General features: G+C 63.8%; 12 protein-coding genes. 6 read left to right on the forward strand and 6 right to left on the reverse strand.

The genetic code is table 11. The annotated features are described in order from the left end of the window. The first annotated feature begins 90 nt into the window (after positions 1-90). Positions 91-1314, forward strand: coding sequence for an Ig-like domain-containing protein (locus tag ACIQC5_RS06225; protein ID WP_400279525.1), 1224 nt, complete (start codon positions 91-93; stop codon positions 1312-1314). A gap of 188 nt (positions 1315-1502) precedes the next feature. Beyond that, positions 1503-2324 (forward strand): pentapeptide repeat-containing protein, encoded by an 822-nt coding sequence (locus ACIQC5_RS06230; RefSeq protein WP_400279528.1) that lies wholly within the window; start codon positions 1503-1505, stop codon positions 2322-2324. 43 nt (positions 2325-2367) lie between these two features. Here ACIQC5_RS06230 and ACIQC5_RS06235 read toward each other — a convergent pair whose 3' ends face one another. Next, a complete protein-coding gene (locus tag ACIQC5_RS06235) occupies positions 2368-3174 on the reverse strand; it encodes an RDD family protein (protein WP_400279530.1) in 807 nt (268 codons plus the stop codon). Between the two features lie 90 nt (positions 3175-3264). Here ACIQC5_RS06235 and ACIQC5_RS06240 point away from each other — a divergent pair, with 90 nt between their 5' ends. Then, positions 3265-4260, forward strand: a complete 996-nt coding sequence (locus tag ACIQC5_RS06240) for a stage II sporulation protein M (RefSeq protein ID WP_400279533.1) — start codon at positions 3265-3267, stop codon at positions 4258-4260. A gap of 139 nt (positions 4261-4399) precedes the next feature. After that, positions 4400-5545: a TIGR01906 family membrane protein gene (locus tag ACIQC5_RS06245; RefSeq protein WP_400279536.1), complete on the forward strand. Its 1146-nt coding sequence runs from the start codon at positions 4400-4402 to the stop codon at positions 5543-5545. 595 nt (positions 5546-6140) lie between these two features. Here ACIQC5_RS06245 and ACIQC5_RS06250 read toward each other — a convergent pair. Together ACIQC5_RS06250 and ACIQC5_RS06255 are read right to left on the reverse strand one after the other, a co-directional pair. Further along, positions 6141-7973, reverse strand: a complete 1833-nt coding sequence (locus ACIQC5_RS06250; protein WP_400279538.1) for an AMP-dependent synthetase/ligase — start codon at positions 7971-7973, stop codon at positions 6141-6143. Positions 7974-8026: 53 nt separating this feature from the next. Further along, positions 8027-9709 (reverse strand): dolichyl-phosphate-mannose--protein mannosyltransferase, encoded by a 1683-nt coding sequence (locus ACIQC5_RS06255; protein WP_400280150.1) that lies wholly within the window; start codon positions 9707-9709, stop codon positions 8027-8029. A 193-nt stretch (positions 9710-9902) separates the two neighbouring features. On the opposite strand from ACIQC5_RS06255, the gene rsmI reads away from it, so the two are divergent. Then, on the forward strand, positions 9903-10862 hold the full coding sequence (gene rsmI / locus ACIQC5_RS06260) for a 16S rRNA (cytidine(1402)-2'-O)-methyltransferase (RefSeq protein ID WP_400279541.1): 960 nt from the start codon (positions 9903-9905) through the stop codon (positions 10860-10862). A gap of 159 nt (positions 10863-11021) precedes the next feature. Further along, positions 11022-12503, forward strand: a complete 1482-nt coding sequence (locus ACIQC5_RS06265) for an NAD-dependent succinate-semialdehyde dehydrogenase (RefSeq protein ID WP_400279544.1) — start codon at positions 11022-11024, stop codon at positions 12501-12503. Between the two features lie 118 nt (positions 12504-12621). On the opposite strand, the gene ACIQC5_RS06270 is transcribed toward ACIQC5_RS06265, so the two are convergent. The 3 genes from ACIQC5_RS06270 to ACIQC5_RS06280 are packed head-to-tail and all read right to left on the reverse strand — an operon-like array spanning position 12622 to position 17702. Continuing rightward, complete coding sequence (locus ACIQC5_RS06270; protein WP_400279547.1) at positions 12622-15153, reverse strand: DUF3488 and DUF4129 domain-containing transglutaminase family protein; 2532 nt, start codon at positions 15151-15153, stop codon at positions 12622-12624. After that, positions 15150-16601, reverse strand: a complete 1452-nt coding sequence (locus ACIQC5_RS06275) for a DUF58 domain-containing protein (protein WP_400279549.1) — start codon at positions 16599-16601, stop codon at positions 15150-15152. Before ACIQC5_RS06275 ends, ACIQC5_RS06270 begins: the two co-directional genes overlap by 4 nt. 12 nt (positions 16602-16613) lie before the next feature. Further along, on the reverse strand, positions 16614-17702 hold the full coding sequence (locus ACIQC5_RS06280) for an AAA family ATPase (protein WP_400279552.1): 1089 nt from the start codon (positions 17700-17702) through the stop codon (positions 16614-16616). Positions 17703-17733: the final 31 nt, after the last annotated feature.

The following is a 17733-nucleotide window of genomic DNA, read 5'->3' on the forward strand; positions in this document are numbered from 1 at the left end:
GACAGGCCGGACACGCGAGCAGCGTGGCCGGCCTGTCGGCTAGAATTGGGTGTTCAGTATTGCTTGCCGGGGGACAGGAAGACAGGAACCATGCCGGAAGTCGGGAAACGGAAAACGGGCAAGATCCTTGCGATCGTGGGGATCTGCGCGGTGATCGCCGCTGGCGGGATCGGCGTGGCTACGGTTCCGGGATGGGCCGGTTTCGCAGGCCGGAACGACGCCGGATCGTCGCCTTCCGCCACGCCCACCCCTGAGGCAAAACCAGTCGAGCTCGGTGTCACGCCACTTGACGGGGCCATCGAATGGAACCCCGTGGTGGGGCCGCAGGTCAAAGCCGTCAACGGCAAGATCAAGGACGTCGTCTTGGCGCCCGTCGATGGCGGCACTCCTGTCCCGGGTAAGACCAGCGCGGATGGCAGCACCTGGACCACGTTGGAAGTGCTGAAGTTCAAAACCCAGTACAGCTACTCGTTCACGGTGGTGGACACCGCCGGTAAGGAAACCAAGAGGACCCAGACGTTCACCACGGTTTCTGCAGCTTACGAGGCCGACGCTTCCATTTACCCCCGCAACGGAACCACCGTGGGCTCGGGGCAACCCATCGAGATCAACTTCAGTGAACCGGTAGTGGACAAACTGGCCATGGAGAAGCGGGTCGCCATTACTGTTTCCTCCGGCCAGCCTGTGGCTTGGCACTGGTACTCGGACAAGAAAGTCCGTATCCGTCCTGAAGCGTTCTGGGCCTCGGGCACCACGGTCACCGTTGACATGAAGCTTCTTGGCGTGGACTTCGGCAACAAGATGATCGGCAACGGCGACGTCGTCTCGACGTTCACCACCGGTCCACAGAAACTGGCCGTGGTGGACGACATCACCAAGACCATGAATGTGTACTCGGACGGTCAGTTGGTGCACACTGCGCCGGTTTCCCTTGGCGGTGAAGATTGGTTGTCGCCCACGGGCTACGCCGTCATCATGGAGCAGGAGCGCCATTCCAAGTTCAACGCCGGCACCATCGGGCTCAAGCCCGGTGACAAGGGCTACTACCCGCCGCTCGTGGTGGAATACGCAAACCGGCTTACGTGGTCCGGTGTCTATGTCCACCAGGCCCTGGAAGCGGCGTGGAGCTCCATCGGAGTAGCGAATGTCTCCCACGGCTGTGTTGGACTCTTGCCTGAGGACGCAGCGTGGTTCTTCAACAACATGAAGACCGGCGACGTGGTTCAGATCCTGAACACCGGAGCCCCGGCCGTTGAGCCGTTGGAAGGTTTCGGGGACTGGAACATCCCGTGGGCGAGCTACGCCCAGCGGTAGTCCAGCCGTTAGGATCGTTGCAGTGATTATTTCTTGCGGTCTTTGATTCACTTTTCCAGAGCTGACCACGCGTTGGCTCTCCATTTTGTGCTGCCCACCGCGGTGATTGCGGGTGTCCCCTAGGGGAACCCGCCAGCGGGTTCCCCGGCTCCTTTAACCGGACCCCTCTTTCATCACCTGGAGCACTCATGGCCATTTCACCAACCCTTCGCCCTGACTGCGGCAGCTGTTTTGCGCTGTGCTGCACTGCGCTCGGCTTTTCCCGCTCGGCCGATTTCGCCATCGACAAGCCGGCCGCCACTCCCTGCCCCAACATGGCAGACGATTTCTCGTGCTCAATCCACCAGCGGCTGCGGCCACGAGGATTCAGCGGTTGCACCGTCTATGACTGCTTTGGCGCAGGCCAAGTGGTGTCGCAGCACCACTTTGGCGGCATTGGTTGGGTGCAGGATCCTTCATCCCAGGCTTTGATGTTTGTTGTCTTCAAGATGGTGAGGCAGCTCCACGAGATGCTCTGGTACTTGGCGGAGGCGCAGCGCAGGACCTTGGATCCTGATGCCGCGTCGGCTGCACTCATGGTGTCCATGCGTATCGAAGCTGCGGTGCAGGGCGACGCACGTGCGGTGCTGGCCACCGACGTCGAAAGTTTGCACGGCGAGGTCCGTGCCCTCCTGATGGACGTCAGCGCCGAGGTCCGAGCGTCGTACGCCGCTGAGGGGCGAGGAAAGCACGACGGCGGTCTCCGCCCGGGTGCCGACCTCATGGGCGCCAACCTGGCGAACCGTCAGTTGTGTGGAGCCGACCTTCGCGGCGCTTACCTCATCGGGGCAAGCCTCGAAAGCAGCGACCTCACAGCCGTAGATCTCCTGGGCGCCGACCTAAGGGACGCACGCCTCCACGGCACAGACCTCACCAACTCCCTCTACCTGACGCAACCCCAAATCAACGCGGCTCAAGGCTCCACGGACACGCGCTTGCCGGAAGGGCTCACAACGCCGGATCACTGGTGACCTGACCTGATAAGCGGGATGGCTGGCTCCCAGCGGTGGGGCGTTAGCGCTCCGTGGTGAACGGCAGCCTGCGAAGCCGTTCGCCAACAACAACGTTCCGCTGCTCAGCCTGGCGCAGGCGGTTGAATTCGCGGTTGCGCCGCTCGCCCAGGACGGCCCCGATGTAGTCTTCCGGGATGGTTCCGGCAGGAGGGGGCGGCGCCACGTACCTGGTGAGTTCGCCGGCCAGCGACGCCGCCATGTTGATGCGCGATGCCGGGGCCATCCGGTGTGCCTGCTGGATAAAGGTCCCGGCCCGGCGTGCCGTGGCGTCCGGCACCCTGCCGATGTCGGCCAGGGCGACCCAGGCCTGCAGGTAGGGAGGAGCCATGGGCAGGATTCCGGGCTCGGAGGGTACTCGCTGACGCAGGGAATACGTGCCGGCGACGATGTCGCCGAGACGCTTGGACTTGTCGCTGAACAGCGCGACGCCTATGGCCAGACCGCCGAACGTCAGGTAGATCTCAAGGAACCCGAGAAGGCCCCGGATGACGGCGTGCCGGAAGCGGATCGATCCGCCGTCGTCGCGCACGATGCGGAGCCCGGTGGCGAGTTTGCCCAGCGACCGGCCACGGGTCAGGGTCTCCACCGCGATGGGAACGATAACCAGGGAGAAGACTACTGCGGTAAGGAAGATCGCGCCCAGAGCAGCTTCGTCGAGGTCCCTTGACGCTGCGGAAATCAGGATGATGAGGAGGACAAGCAGGACGATGTGGGCGATAACGTCGAGGATGAGCCCCAGTGCTCGCGCCGCGAACGACGCCGGGCGCAGTTCAAGGACCACTGCCTCGCCGGTGATGATTGAACTCAAGCCTGCCCCCGTTGCCTCACAAATGCCTCGGGCCCGCAGAGCGCCCGCTGGAACGAGTCTAGCCTCGCGTTGAGGCGCTAGGGTGGTGCCGTGGACATCGATGCCTTCTCGGCCGTGAATGGGGACAAATGGTCAAGGCTGCATGCGCTCGCGCATAAGCGGAGGCTCACAGGAGCTGAGGCCGACGAACTGTTGCGCCTTTACCAGGTGGTGTCCGCCCATCTCTCGTTGATCCGCTCGGTCGCTCCTGAAACTGCTTTGTCGTCGCAGTTGTCAGCCACACTGGCCCAAGCCAGGACCCGGTTTACGGGGGCGCGTTCCAACTTCATGGAGGACGTGGCACGGTTCTTTGTTGTATCCCTGCCTGCTGCGTTCTACCGGCTTCGATGGCTAACCGTATGGTGTGGCGTGTTTTTTGTCATCGTGGGTGGCGCCTATGCACTCTGGATCGGCACGTCTCCGGAGGCGTTGCGCGCGGTGGTTGGCAACAATGAGAACATCCGGCAGTACGTGGACGAAGACTTCATCGATTACTACTCGGAGAACCCTGCCGCCTCGTTTGCAGGTGCCGTGTGGACCAACAACGCATGGATTTCGGCTCAGGCTGTTGCCTTCGGCATCACGGGATTCTGGGTGCCCATGATCCTGTTCATGAATGCCCAAAGCGTTGGCGTTGCCGCGGGCCTCTTTGCTGCTACCGGCAAGTTGGACATCTTCTTCAGCTACATCCTCCCGCACGGCCTCATGGAACTCACTGCTGTGTTCATTGCCTGCGCGGCGGGGCTGCAGATCTTCTGGGCGATGGTTCGCCCTGGCCCCAGGACCCGGTTGCAGGGCGTGGCCGACGAGGGACGCTCCTTGATCACGGTGGCGCTGGGCCTGGTCATAGTGCTGTTCATTTCCGGCCTTGTGGAAGGATTTGTCACCCCCAGCCCGCTGCCTGTCTGGGCCAAGATCACCATCGGCGCCTTGGTTTTGGCGGCCTATTGGGTCTACACGTTGGTGCTCGGCGGCAAAGCAGTCCGGGCCGGTGCTACAGGGGATTTGGATCCTTACGACGCCGGATACCGCGGCATCGCCGCCTAGCACCTTACAGTTACGTTTCAATCTGGCCGTGGCCGGGGTGGCTCCTCGTCTGCGCGCAAAGCCTGACGGTAGGCTCGAAGTCAGACAAAAGTCCGGCGCCAAGCAATAGCCGGCGTATGCCTACGGAAGTGAAACCGCTGTGAGCGACAAGAGCCAAAAACCTAACGAACCGGACACGGACGTCCAAGATGACACCGATGAGCCGGCCTTCGACTGGATGAAGCCACAAGCCTCCAGCGAAACGGCCACCAAGGCGACGCCCGCCGGTGCGCCTCCTGCGGGCACAGACTCCACCTCGCCTGCCCAGCCTGAAAGCCGGGCCGACCGGAAGGCAGCCGAGGCCGCCGACGTCGAGCCTGAGCCGCCTTTGTTCGCTGACACGGTGGCCAGTACTTCCGCTGATAAGCAGCCCGCACACTATTCCGAACCATTGCCGACGTCGGCCCTCCAAGTCCGTCCACCGGACGAAGAAGTGGCCCGACGCAACGCCCAGCGCGAGCAGGCTGCCAAGGTCAAGCCGGTAGGTCCGCGGATCTTCCAGGTCCTGTTGGCTGTCTTTTACCCGGTGATCTTGCTGGTATTGGCCGTCCGGGCGGTCACCAGCCCGCTCTTCCTCTGGGCGGAGTACAACCGCCCCGGGTTCCCTGGTGACGGCTACGGCTTCAGCACAGACGACCGCATGACCTACGGCTCCTACGCAGTGGACTACCTAAGCAACTGGGCAGGCCCCCGCTACCTTGGGGGCTTGGTCAATCAAGACGGCGCCAAGCTGTTCAAGGACACCGAAGTTGCGCACATGGCAGACGTGAAACTCGTCATCCTGTCATCCTTCGGTGCCGGTGTCCTGATGATCCTGTTGAGCATCATCGGGATCCTCTACTTGCGCAAGCGCAGCAGTGGCGGCGTTCGCCGTGGCCTTTTTGCCGGCTCGATTGTTACCTTGGTGATCATCGTTGGCCTCGCCGTCCTGGCTGCACTCAGTTGGCAGACATTCTTTACCGAGTTCCACCGCATCTTCTTCGCCAGCGGCACGTGGACGTTCGCGTTGGACGACACTTTGATCCGCCTGTTCCCGGGGCAGTTCTGGGTGGACGCCGGCATCGTCATTGGTGCGCTGGTGTTCATCACGGCCACGGTGACATTCATACTGGCGTGGCCCACTCGGAGCCGCCGTGGCCTGGAGCCCAAGCAACCGCAGGAGACTGCCGGTGGCTCCGAGGACACGCCGGAGGTTGTTTCCGAGGATGACAAGGCCGCTAAGGAAGCAAGCGACTCTAAGCGGTAGTGGCGACACGTGCCGGTGGAGTGAAGGTACTCCTTGGCCTGAAGTCCCTAAGGCAGAAGCCCTCCGAATAAACCGGGGACTTCACCGGAACAGTGAGGACGGCCTGTTTGACTCGGTAAGCACGCGAATTAGCATTTCGGGTTCGCCAGTGCTGGCGACGACGACCCTCCCGTTCTTCATTTCGATGTTGATTTCGGGCCCTCCGACCAAATAGCCGACCATTCCGGGACCCATAATGCGATATCCATATCCGCTGGCCCTGGCAGTGTTGTCGGTGGTGACCGCGGCAATGTCTGTTGGACTATCGACAGAATGATGAAGAGTGTGCCAAAGGCTATGAATGACAGCCCCAGAATTCGTGGAACGAGGCCGGCCCTGGCGCGGGAATAGTAAAGCGCCCGTGCCGGCCCTGCTGAACTTGCTGCCATGAGATCCCCCTGAACGTGTGGTTCTTGAGGGGAACGCTAAGAGAACAAAGGTGATCCCTAGACGGACTTTTTCGAATTAGGTGGTGACTTGGGCCAAATTAGGTGGCGGAAAGGGTGCTCCCTGGTCGATCGAGGCCTCGTCCAGGTGGTGGGAGACCCAGAGCTGCTTACTTCTCGTAGAGCTTTTCCACTGTGATCGAGAAGTCGTTGACCACGGCGGACCGCTTCAGCTTGAGCGATGGCGTGAGGTGACCGGATTCAACAGTGAGCTCCGCATCGAGGAAGGCGAACTTTCGGATGGACTCCGCTGCGGAGACCAGCTTGTTGGCTTCGTCCACGCTCGATTGAACGGCTTCGCGAACGCGTTCGTCCATGACGGCCTCGTCGTGGGAAAGTGCCTTGATCTTGTTCTCAGCACACCATTCGGCGAGGCCTTCAGGATCCAGGGCCACCAGTGCCGCCACGAACGGACGACCGTCTCCAACCACCACGGCCTGTCCCACTAACGCGTGTTCCCGCAGTTTCTCCTCCAGTGGGCCCGGTGCAACGTTCTTGCCGCCTGCGGTGACCAGGAGATCCTTCTTCCTCCCTGTGATGGTCAGGAAGCCGTCCTTGTCCAGGGTGCCCAGGTCCCCGGTGCGGAAGAAACCGTCAACGAAGGCCTCGTCGTTTGCGGCGTCGTTGCGGTGGTATCCGGCGAACACGCCGATTCCCTTGACCAGGACTTCGCCGTCTTCGGCGATCCGGACTGTGGTGCCGGGGAGGGGGATGCCAACGGTTCCGATTTTGGACATGCTCGGCGTATTCACGGTGCAGGGAGCTGTGGTTTCTGTCAGGCCGTAGCCTTCCAGGACGGGGACGCCGGCGCCGTGGAAGAAGTGGTTTTCGCGAAGGCTGAGCGGGCTGGCGCCAGAGACTGTATAGCCCACGGCGCCGCCGAAAACCTCCCGGACTTTCGGGTAGAGGAGCTTGTTGAACGCGGAGTGTTTGAGTCCCAGCAACCAACCCGGACCATGCCCGTCGCCGCGAGCGGCGAGGTCCACCGCCGTCGAATATTCCACGGCGGTGGCAGCTGCCGCGGCGAAGAGGCCGCCCTTACCGGCCATGGCGGCCTTGTGGGCGGCCCCGGCATAGACCTTCTCGAAGATGCGGGGGACGGCGAGCAGGAACGTGGGTTTGAAGGCACCAAGATCGGCCATGAGACCGTTGGCACCGGCGCTGTGCCCAAGCGTGACGCCGGCGGTGAGGCAGACCACCTGTACCGCCCGCGCCAGGACATGGGCAAGCGGCAGGAACATCAGTGTGCGCGCGCCTTGCTGCATGAGGAGTTCGGGGAGGAACGGGATGACGTTGCGCGCCACGAGAACAAAATTTCCATGGGTGATTTCGCAGCCCTTGGGCTTTCCGGTGGTCCCGGACGTGTAAACGACCGAGGCGATGTCGGCCAGGGTGGCAGCGCTGCGCTGACGCTCAAGTTCCGCGTCCGAAATACCGATTCCGACGGCGGCGAGGCTGGTCAGGTTGGGGGCGTTGCCTTCGTGGTCCATCCGGATGATGGTCACGGGATCCTCGCGAAGCGCGGTGGATGTGTCCGCGACCCGGTGCACGAGTTCGGCTTTGATTGTGTCCTCCACGAATATCCGGCGCGCGCCCGAGTCCACCAGGATCCACTCGATCTGGCTGGCGGAGGAGGTTTCGTAGATAGGCACGGTGACGCCGCCAGCCATCCAAATGGCGAAATCGACGAGCGTCCATTCGAAGCTGGAATGCGAGAGGACCGCAACAGGGTCGCCCGGGTTCAGGCCACCGGCTATGAGTCCTTTGGCGAGGGCCGTGACGTCGGCCAGGAACCGCACTGCAGTGACATTGAGCCAGCCGTTGGTGGTCTTGTGCGCGTAGAGGATTCCGTACGGATCCTTGGCGCATCGCTCCAAAAGAAGGTCGGTGACATTGGTGTGCTCATCGGCCTCCACAAGAAGCTCCGTGCTCGCTTCCCTCACGGCTCGCCTTTCTTCCTCTTACAGTTTGCTGCCGGCATCCCGGCTGGTCCGGGTCAGATCCACGACGGCATCCACATTCTCATGCGCCACTCCTGGTAACTGATGACTTCTGCGCTCAGCACGGGGTAGAAGAACGACGTAGCTAGCACTGCTGCCACCAGGATCAGGACCACGACGTAGAGCCCGGACCTTCGCCGCCACGGCGGGTCGCTGCTGCGGCCCAGCACCAGCCCCAGAACGTAGGCCAAAGCCAGGATCAGGAACGGCTCAAAGGACACTGCGTAGAAGATGAACATGGTCCGTTCGGGGTACATGAACCACGGCAGGTATCCGGCTGCGACACCGGCCAGAATGGCTCCCGCACGCCAATCGCGGCGACCCGCCCACCAGAAGAGCAGGATGACCAAGGCAATAGTTGCGCCCCACCAGATCACCGGATTACCGAGGGGCAAAATTGCCGAGGAACAGCTCTCAACGACGCACCCTGCGGTGCCCTCTTTGGGGGCTTGGTAGTAGAACGATGTGGGGCGCCCCATCACCAGCCAGGTCCACGGACTCGACTCGTAGGGATGGTCCGCGCTCAGCCCCTGATGGAACTTGAAGGCTTCAAAGTGGTAGTGCGCCAAGGACCGCACGGAGTTGGGCAGCCAGTCCCAACCGGGAGCAGGGTTTGTGGCTGCCCACTGCCGGTAGTAGGCGTCCTTGGAGAGGAACCACCCGGTCCACGTGGCGACGTACGTGGCCGCGGCGATCGGGATCATGGTCAGGAAGGCCGGGATGCCGTCCTTGATCACCGCGGCACTTGGCCAGCTGCGGATTCCTGCGATGCGGCGTGCGCTCATGTCCCAGAACACGGTGAGCAGTCCAAATGCCGCCACGAAGAACAACGCGGACCATTTGGTTCCCACCGCCAGACCAAGGCAGACCCCGGCGGCAAGGCGCCACCAGCGCATTCCAAGCCAAGGGCCGGTCACCAACTGTGTTGGCAACGGCCGCTTGCCTGGCGAAGCAGCCGCCTGTGCGGCGAGCCTGGACGCCAGACGACGGCGGCCGTCGTCGCGGTCCATCAGCAGGGCCCCAAAGGCAGCGAGGATCCAGAACGCCAGGAAGATATCCAGCAGGGAGGTCCGGGACATCACAATGTGGTGGCCATCGATGGCCAGCAGAAGCCCGGCTACGGCACCCAGCGTGTGTGATCGGAAGAGCTTCATGGCGATGAGCGAAAGAAGGAAAATGGTGACCGTGCCGGTCAGCGCTGCGCCAAAACGCCATCCGAAGGGGTTATCGCCCCCGAAGAGCCACATCCCGAACGTGATCATCCACTTGCCGACCGGCGGGTGGACCACGTACTCCGGGGTGGTCAGGAGGACGTCCGGGATTCCCGCGTTGAACGAGTCGTTGGCCTTGGCCGGCCAACTCCGCTCGTAGCCGCTCACCAGGTAGGAGTAGGCGTCTTTGACGTAGTACGTCTCATCGAACACCAGGCTGTGCGGGGCTTCAAGGCGGAAGAAACGCAGAATGCCGCCAAGGATCGCCGTCAGGGTGGGGATCAGCCAGAACCACAAACGCAACGACGGTGGGTAATCCCGCCAGCTTTGGACCTCACCGATGAGCCGCGACCTGAGCGCCGCAACAGTGTAGGCTTCGGCAGGCCGGGCGACCCATCGGTGGCCCTCCAGCCCGCGGCCCGTCAGCCGACCGTCGGCAGCGACCTGAGTAGACGGGGCCGTGGACATTAAGCCCGGTTCCCCGCCGGCTGGTTGGGTCCCGTTACCGTCGCCAACTGTCGCCTGGCCGGCTTCCGCAGCGGGTACTGAGGTCACAGGGATTCCAGACGTTTCAGTGGGAACGGGGGACTGGTTCACCCGCCCATGCTACCTTTCCATCCTTGCTGCGGCGTTGAAGTGCACACGGCATTAGGCTTGGCAGGTGGACGAACAACGCAGCACCCCGGAAGAGTCACCCATTACCGACACGGCAGACGATGCCTACATGGAGGCAGCCGACGACGACGCCGATGGTACGGCAGACGGCGCGGACACCGGAACAGTTCCCGGCGTTGGCAGGATTGTGCTCGCCGCGACCCCCATTGGCAACGTGGGCGACGCGTCCGCCCGCCTGATTGAACTGTTGGGGACCGCGGACATTGTTGCGGCTGAGGATACCCGTCGCCTTCACCGCCTGGTCCAGGCTCTGGGAGTCGAGGTGACCGGGCGGGTCATCAGTTATCACGAGCACAACGAGGTAGCCAAGACCGGCGAGCTGCTGGACCACGTCAAGGCGGGCAAGACCATCCTGATGGTCAGCGACGCCGGAATGCCGGCCGTCTCGGACCCCGGCTTCCGCTTGGTCGAGGGAGCAGTGGCGGCTGGCTTGATTGTTACGGCAGTGCCCGGGCCTTCCGCCGTGCTGACGGCATTGGCACTGTCCGGGCTGCCGACGGACCGCTTCACTTTCGAGGGCTTCCTGCCGCGCAAATCGGGGGAGCGCAGTTCCCGCCTCGCCGAGCTGGCTGATGAACGCCGCACCATGGTGTTCTTCGAAGCTCCACACCGGCTTGAAGTGATGCTCCGCGCCCTGCATGAGCGCTTTGGCGCCGAACGTCGCGTAGCTGTTTGCCGGGAGCTGACCAAGACTTACGAAGAGGTCATCCGCGGCACGCTGCGCGAACTGCTCGAATGGGCCGAAAACAACGAGGTTCGCGGTGAAATTGCGGTAGTAGTGGGTGGAGCGCCCGAGCAAGCTCCCGGCAAACCGGAAGACCACGTGGCAGCCGTAAACGAACTGATCGCCCAAGGCATCCGTTTGAAAGAGGCCGTCGCGGCCGTCGCGGACGATGTCCGCGTGAGCAAGCGGGAGCTGTACGCCGCGGTGCTCGCCGCCCGGTAGGGCTCTGTGCAGGTGCACAGTTTGGAGTGGTTCAGGCAGTGCGCGCAGGCGTAGACACTGCTTCTTCGTGGGCAGTACCGTGGCAGTAATTCAAGCCAAACTCTGGCAAGGAACCACGTGGTGCAACCCTCCAAAGCACCCAAAGACGAAGGAGTCGCCATGACTGTCACGGCTGAACGCGAAAGCGAACTGCTGGCTTCCGTCCCCACCGGCCTGCTGATCAACGGTCAGTGGCGCCCGGCGGCGTCCGGAAACACTTTCGATGTTGAGGACCCGGCCACAGGCAAGGTCCTGCTCAGCATCTCCGATGCCGGCGCTGAAGACGGCGCTGCCGCCCTCGACGCCGCTGCTGCCGCCCAGGCTGATTGGGCACGCACGGCACCGCGCGAACGTGGCGAGATCCTGCGCCGCGCCTTCGAGCTCGTCACCGCACGCGCCGAAGACTTCGCCCTGCTCATGACCCTCGAAATGGGCAAGCCCTTGGCTGAAGCCCGCGGCGAGGTTGCTTACGGCGCCGAGTTCCTGCGCTGGTTCTCCGAGGAAGCCGTCCGCGTCAGCGGCCGCTACTCTGCAGCACCGGACGGCAAGAACCGCCTCCTCGTGCAGAAGAAGCCCGTTGGCCCGTGCCTGCTCATCACCCCGTGGAACTTCCCGCTGGCCATGGCAACCCGCAAGGTAGCCCCCGCCGTCGCTGCCGGTTGCACCATGGTCCTGAAGCCTGCCAACCTGACCCCGCTGACCAGCCTGCTGTTCGCCCAGGTCATGCAGGAAGCCGGACTCCCCGCAGGTGTCCTGAATGTCATCCAGACCTCCACGGCAGGTGCAGTCACCGGCCCGCTGATCAAGGATGACCGCCTCCGCAAGATCTCCTTCACCGGCTCCACCCCGGTTGGCCAGGCGCTCATCCGGGAAGCCGCTGACAAGGTCCTGCGCACGTCCATGGAGCTCGGCGGCAACGCACCGTTCGTGGTCTTCGAGGATGCCGACCTGGACAAGGCCGTTGAAGGGGCCATCGCTGCGAAAATGCGCAACATGGGCGAGGCCTGCACCGCAGCCAACCGCTTCATTGTGCACGAATCCATCGCCGACTCCTTCGCAGAGAAGTTCGCTGCCAAGATCGGCGCCCTCACCACGGCCCGCGGCACCGAGCCCGAGTCCAAGGTGGGCCCGCTCATCGACGGCAAGGCCCGCGATGGCGTACATGCCTTGGTCGCCGACGCTGTTGCCGGAGGTGCGACTGCCGTCACCGGTGGTGCCGCCGTCGACGGTCCCGGCTACTTCTACCAGCCCACCGTGCTGAAGAACGTCGCTGCAGATGCCCGCATCCTGCAGGAAGAAATCTTCGGACCGGTCGCGCCGATCGTCACCTTCGCCACCGAGGACGACGCCATCCGCCTGGCCAACAACACCGAGTACGGTCTGGTTGCGTACGTCTTCACGAAGGACCTCAACCGCGGCCTGCGCGTCAGCGAACGCATTGAGACCGGCATGCTGGGCCTCAACGCCGGCGTGATCTCCAACGCAGCCGCACCGTTCGGCGGCGTCAAGCAGTCGGGCCTTGGCCGCGAGGGCGGCTCAGAAGGCATCGAAGAGTACCTCTACACCCAGTACGTAGGTATCGCGGACCCGTACGCCGACTAGGCTGCGCAGGATCCAGTCCATCGCTCTCGCAACAAGAACGGTTGACAACGCAAGGGCCCGACCCCGGAATCACAAGTTCCGGCGTCGGGCCCTTTGCTGTGTTCTGTGTACGGCAGCGCTATCGACGTTGGGGGAGCAGCCCCTGGAGCGCGCGCCACGATCCGGCGAACGCCCGGCCCACCCGCCGGGCCAGCCACGCCAGTGCCCGGAAGGGCGCACCGAGCGCGCGGAACCAGCGGTGCATGAGCGACGGCGGCAACCACGTGGCGCGGAAACGCACCAACCAGCGGGTATTGCCACGCAACGCTTCGCGAACGACGGCGATGCGTGCCGCCGCTGCAGGCGCGGCTCCTGCCGGGCGTCCGTAGCGTTGCCGTTCGAAATCGGAGGTCAGCGATTCGACGGCGGCGTGCGCGGCGTCGTCGAGTCCTCCAGACTCACCCAAAACGGCGCTGGAGCGCAGCCGGGCGGAAAAGTGTCGAGGGGTCTCGCTGGGGGTGGACGGCACGCCGTAGTCCGTTGCCAGGTCCTGGAGCTCCGCCCACGCCAAGGCAGGAGCCGGATCCTGATAGCCGGGTGGCAGGGCTTCCGGGTCCTCCGGCGCCTGACGGCGACGCAATCGCCGCATCCGCAAGACTGTCCTGCTCATGCGCGGAGAACCCAAGAAGGCTGCCAGGAGAAGGACAGCCGCGGCTACAGCTCCGACCAGCGGAAGGGGACTGCCGCCCGCTGCGCCGGCAGCCGGCGTCTCCACGCCGGGCAAGGGAACGGTGCCGGGCGGTGGGGTGGCCGGGTCTGTCAGCACTTCCTTTTCGTCCAGGTTGGTGCTCAAACTGCCCGCAACGGAGGCGTCCGTTGCGTAGTCCGGAACCACACCGCGGGAAGGTGTGGGCTCGAACGGAACCCAGCCCAGGCCTTCGAAGTACAGCTCAGGCCAAGCGTGGGCGTCGCGGGCGTCCACTTCATACTCCGGGAACGAGCCCTGGCCCACCAACGCAACGGATTCGCCCGTCAGTCGGCCCGGCGCATATCCCACAGCGATACGGCTGGGGATTCCTTCCAGCCGGGCCATCACCGCCATGGCCGAGGAGAAGTGCACGCAATAGCCGCTTTTCACGGCGAGGAAGTCGGCCAGAACGGAAAGGCCGTTGCCGTCGTAGCCGTTCTGGACGGGCGCCTGCAGCGAGTAGGTGAAATCGCCCGAACGCAGGTACTTCTGGATCGCCAAGGCTTTGCCGTAATTGTTGGTGGCTGAGGCCGTGACGGTATCCGCTGTCTGGCGGACGATGTCCGGGACATTGCCGGGGATGCGGGTGAAATCGTCCGAAATGGACTGGGCAGAAGCCGTGGCCTGGGACAGGGATGAGGAGCTCACCTTTGCCGCAGTGGAGAAGACCACATACCGCTGTGCACGGGTGTTCGTCTCTGTGCTCATGATGCTGAGGGTGGCCGGATCCCAGGTCCACCGGCCATTGAGGCCGTTCACCGAAACGGGAGCATAAGGCACAGGCAGGTACGGGCTGGTGAACAGTCCGGCATTGATGGATGTCACGGCGTTGACTACTTCGCCTTGGACTGTATAGCCCGACTCGATCTTGTCGGCCCCTTCGCGGCGCGAACCCGCGCGATCGTCCGGAGCCCAGGTTTCGCCGTCGAAATTGTCAATAGTGACGGACCGCAGGTACGTCGCCGAGCCGGAACTGGTGGCATAGGTGATGCGTCCTGAGCCCGTGGGACTCCGGAGGCTGTTGCCGAGGGTGATCATGGGGTTGAGTCCATTGGAGGTACCCCACGGACTCAACCGGGAGCCCTGCGGGAATGTGCCGGTTTCGAAACCCGGGATCGCGAGCGGGACCACCAACGCCAGGCCGAGCGTCAAGGCGCCTGTCACCACGGAACGCTTGAACTGTCCGGAGCCCTGGGCTGCGCTTGATTGCAACCTGGAATCGGGCGCGAACCATTGGCTGCACCCGAGGATCAGGAGGAAACCCACCGCCGCGCCGAGGAATCCCGCAACACCGACGCTTTGGGGTTTGACGGTGGCCGGGACCACCATGACCGCCAGGAGGCCAATGCCGCTCGCCGCGGGCATCGACAGCGGCACCGCCAAGGCGTCCATGAGCACCACCAGAAGTCCCAGGCAGGCACACGCGACGAACACGATTCCTACGTTGGGGGCAACAGGCGCGCTCTCGGACACCACAGTTTCGGCAGCCCTCTTGATGAGCCGCCCCACGGCAGACAGAGTGCCCGGTGTGGGGATGAAACCCAAAAGGCTGTCCTGCCTGCAGAACGTAAAGCTCAGGATTCCTGCCAAGGCGCCCAAGGCTCCCAGTGTGGCAAGCAACGGCTGGGCGCGGAGGGCCCTCAGAACGGCCAAGGCCAAAGCGACTGTAACAACGGTGGTGATCAGCGGCAGGAACCACGCCCAGCCACGGAACACCCCATTGAGGGACAACGCGGCTCCGAGGACTGCCACCACGACGGCGCCGGACATGGCCCACGGGTAAATACCCGGACCAGGGCCCCGCTGCTGGGGGGAGCCACCGGTCTGCTGTCCGGAGAGTCCGCTCGGCTGGGGTCCTGGACCCGCAGCGCCGCCCCCAGGGGAGCCCGCAGGTGATGGGCCGCGGTGCGAGGTGGCGGTCATCGGGGCACCGCCGCACCACGCCGGACATCCATGGCGGCTCCTGCTGCCGCCACAATTCCACCTTCATCGAACCCGGACCACGCAGCAGTCAGTTCCGTCCTCGCGGTCACGGCCGCAGCTCGCCAGCCTCCCTGCCGCAGGGTTTCCAGGACCTCCTCATTGTTGCGGAAGGCTTCGGTCACCAGTAGCGCGAAGGCATTCGCGCCGTACCCGGCTGCCGGAGCCAGGGCCTTTGCTTCAGCCACCGTCATGGTGCCCAACAAAGCAAGGACGGGCCCGCGCAGCCGGTGGGCAGCCAGCTTATCCATGAGCCGGTCATCAAAGGCCGCGTCCGCGCTCTCCGCCCCCGGCGAATCCGCCTGTGATCCTTCCCGGGCGGTCGACGGGTGGGACATGTGGGTGTGATCCGCTCTGTGGTGCCTGGGGCCGCTCAGCTCGATCGCTGCCAGTCCCTCGGCGATTGCGTGGAGCCCGCCTGCGCCGGAGAATTCCTCCGCACCAGGATCCGGTGCCGACCGTGACCGTGCGAACGCCGGAAGGCCATAGGCGTCCAGAACGCGGAGCGAGTAATTCCGTTCGGCCAGATGGGCGCTGATGGACATGGCTGCAACCACCACCCACTCGAACGTGGGGCTGGTGACCAGATCCGAATCGTCGTCGTGGGATCCGAACACCGACGCTGTTCCACTGGCGAACGATGTGAAGCGTTGATCCAGGATGATGGTGGCCTCAGGCGTGGTGACCGATTCCTCCTGGCGAACCATGAGCTGTCCATGCCGGGCCGTGGCTGGCCAGTGCACACGACGCATGGGGTCACCATGCCGATACTCCCGCGTCATAATGTCGTCATCGCTCGGGTTGGCGCGGATGCGGGTGGCGGTGACGCCGTCGTTGCCACGCGCGCCCGCAAGGCCCGTTACGGGAAGTTCGACGGCGGCCGGCGTCACGGTGAGGAGGTCGCCGTCGTCGATGGAATGGCGCCGCAGCGACAAACCGAAGGGGTCGCTGAACTCGGCGGTGACCGGACCAATCCGGAACTGTCCGCGCTTCCCGGAACGCAGATGGTATTCGTAGCGGCTCGTTCCACCGGACGCCGAGCGTGCGGGGAACCGGAAGGCTGGAGGATCGCCGAAGCGTGGCGGCAACTGCTCTTCCATGATTACGTGGCCCGTGGCCGGAGAAGTGCGGGCAACGGCCAAACGAACAGTGGTGGTGTTCGATGTTTCAACCGTAGAGGGATTGAACTCCCTGTACACCTGGAACTTCGGCTTCAGCACACGCACGCCCGCCAGGGCAACCAACGGCAAGGCCAGCAGCAAGATCGCCAATGTCAGGAGGTCGCGCCGGCCCATGATCTGCGCGAACGCAAGTGAGAACACGCCCGCCGCCAGCAGTCCCCAGCCACGGTTGGTAAACAAATGCTTGGGAAGCCGATCCACGAGTGCCATTCGCCCTGCCTCCTAGGCGCTGTGCCTGTCCCTGCGCCAGGCAGCAGGTGGCTCCTGGGCAACCGGCAACGCGGCAAGGATGCCCCTCAGGACACTCTGCGGTGTATCGCCGGAACTCGCGGCCTTGCGGTCCAGGATGATCCTGTGCGCCAGGACGGATTCGGCCACATCAACGACGTCGTCCGGGAGCACGAAGTCGCGTCCGTCCAGCGCCGCAGTAGCCTTCGCTGCGCGCAACAACTGCAGCAGGGACCGCGGGCTGGCACCCAGCCGCAACCGTGCGCTGTCGCGGGTGGCACGCCCGATAGCCACCGTGTACTCCTTGATGGCCTGGGACACGAACACTCGCTGGACGGTAGCTATCATCGCCGCCACGTCACTGGCCGACACAACGGGTGTCACCTTGATCAGGGGAGATGCGGCCTGGTGTGTCTCCAGCATCTCAATCTCTGCGTCCCGGTCCGGATACCCCATGGAGATCCTCGCCATGAATCGGTCCCTCTGCGCTTCCGGCAAAGGGTAGGTGCCTTCCATCTCAATGGGGTTCTGCGTAGCGACCACCATGAACGGCAGCCCCAGCTGGTAGGAACGCCCGTCCACCGTGACCTGATGCTCCTCCATGCATTCCAGGAGCGCGGACTGCGTCTTGGCCGACGCACGGTTGATTTCGTCGCCGATTACGATGTTCGCAAACACGGCTCCTGGCCGGAACTCGAATTGGCGCGAGGACTGGTTGTAAATGGACACACCTGTGACGTCCGAGGGCAGAAGGTCCGGGGTGAACTGAATGCGGGAGACCGTGCAGTCCACCGTCCGCGCGAGCGTCTTCGCCAGCAGGGTCTTTCCAACGCCGGGAACATCCTCCAACAACAGGTGACCTTGGGCCAACATGACGGTGAGGGCCAGCTTTGCGGCATCTGCCTTGCCGTCGATCACCTTGTTGATGGAGTCCAGGATGCGCTCGGCTGCATCGTGGAAGCCAACAGGCTCCATAAGTTGCGGCTTGTGGCCGTTGAGTCCGGTGGCGCCGCGGGGCAGCGCGCTGTATGCCTCGCCCGGTACGGGTGAAGTTTCAACGGTGACTTGTCGCTTGGACTCCATGGACTGCCCTTCAGCCGTTTGGCAGCGTCAA

It is taken from the genome of Paenarthrobacter sp. NPDC092416, assembly GCF_044755025.1.
In the GTDB taxonomy this organism is placed as follows: domain Bacteria; phylum Actinomycetota; class Actinomycetes; order Actinomycetales; family Micrococcaceae; genus Arthrobacter.

What these genes read in the sequence shown, in the direction of transcription:
- ACIQC5_RS06275 (WP_400279549.1), bottom strand. Translation starts at nt 16,601, where the DNA reads ATGGCACTCGTGGATCGGCTTCCCAAGCATTTGTTTACCAACCGTGGC.
- ACIQC5_RS06225 (WP_400279525.1), top strand. Translation starts at nt 91, where the DNA reads ATGCCGGAAGTCGGGAAACGGAAAACGGGCAAGATCCTTGCGATCGTG.
- ACIQC5_RS06255 (WP_400280150.1), bottom strand. Translation starts at nt 9,709, where the DNA reads ATGTCCACGGCCCCGTCTACTCAGGTCGCTGCCGACGGTCGGCTGACG.
- ACIQC5_RS06270 (WP_400279547.1), bottom strand. Translation starts at nt 15,153, where the DNA reads ATGACCGCCACCTCGCACCGCGGCCCATCACCTGCGGGCTCCCCTGGG.
- ACIQC5_RS06280 (WP_400279552.1), bottom strand. Translation starts at nt 17,702, where the DNA reads ATGGAGTCCAAGCGACAAGTCACCGTTGAAACTTCACCCGTACCGGGC.
- ACIQC5_RS06265 (WP_400279544.1), top strand. Translation starts at nt 11,022, where the DNA reads ATGACTGTCACGGCTGAACGCGAAAGCGAACTGCTGGCTTCCGTCCCC.
- ACIQC5_RS06230 (WP_400279528.1), top strand. Translation starts at nt 1,503, where the DNA reads ATGGCCATTTCACCAACCCTTCGCCCTGACTGCGGCAGCTGTTTTGCG.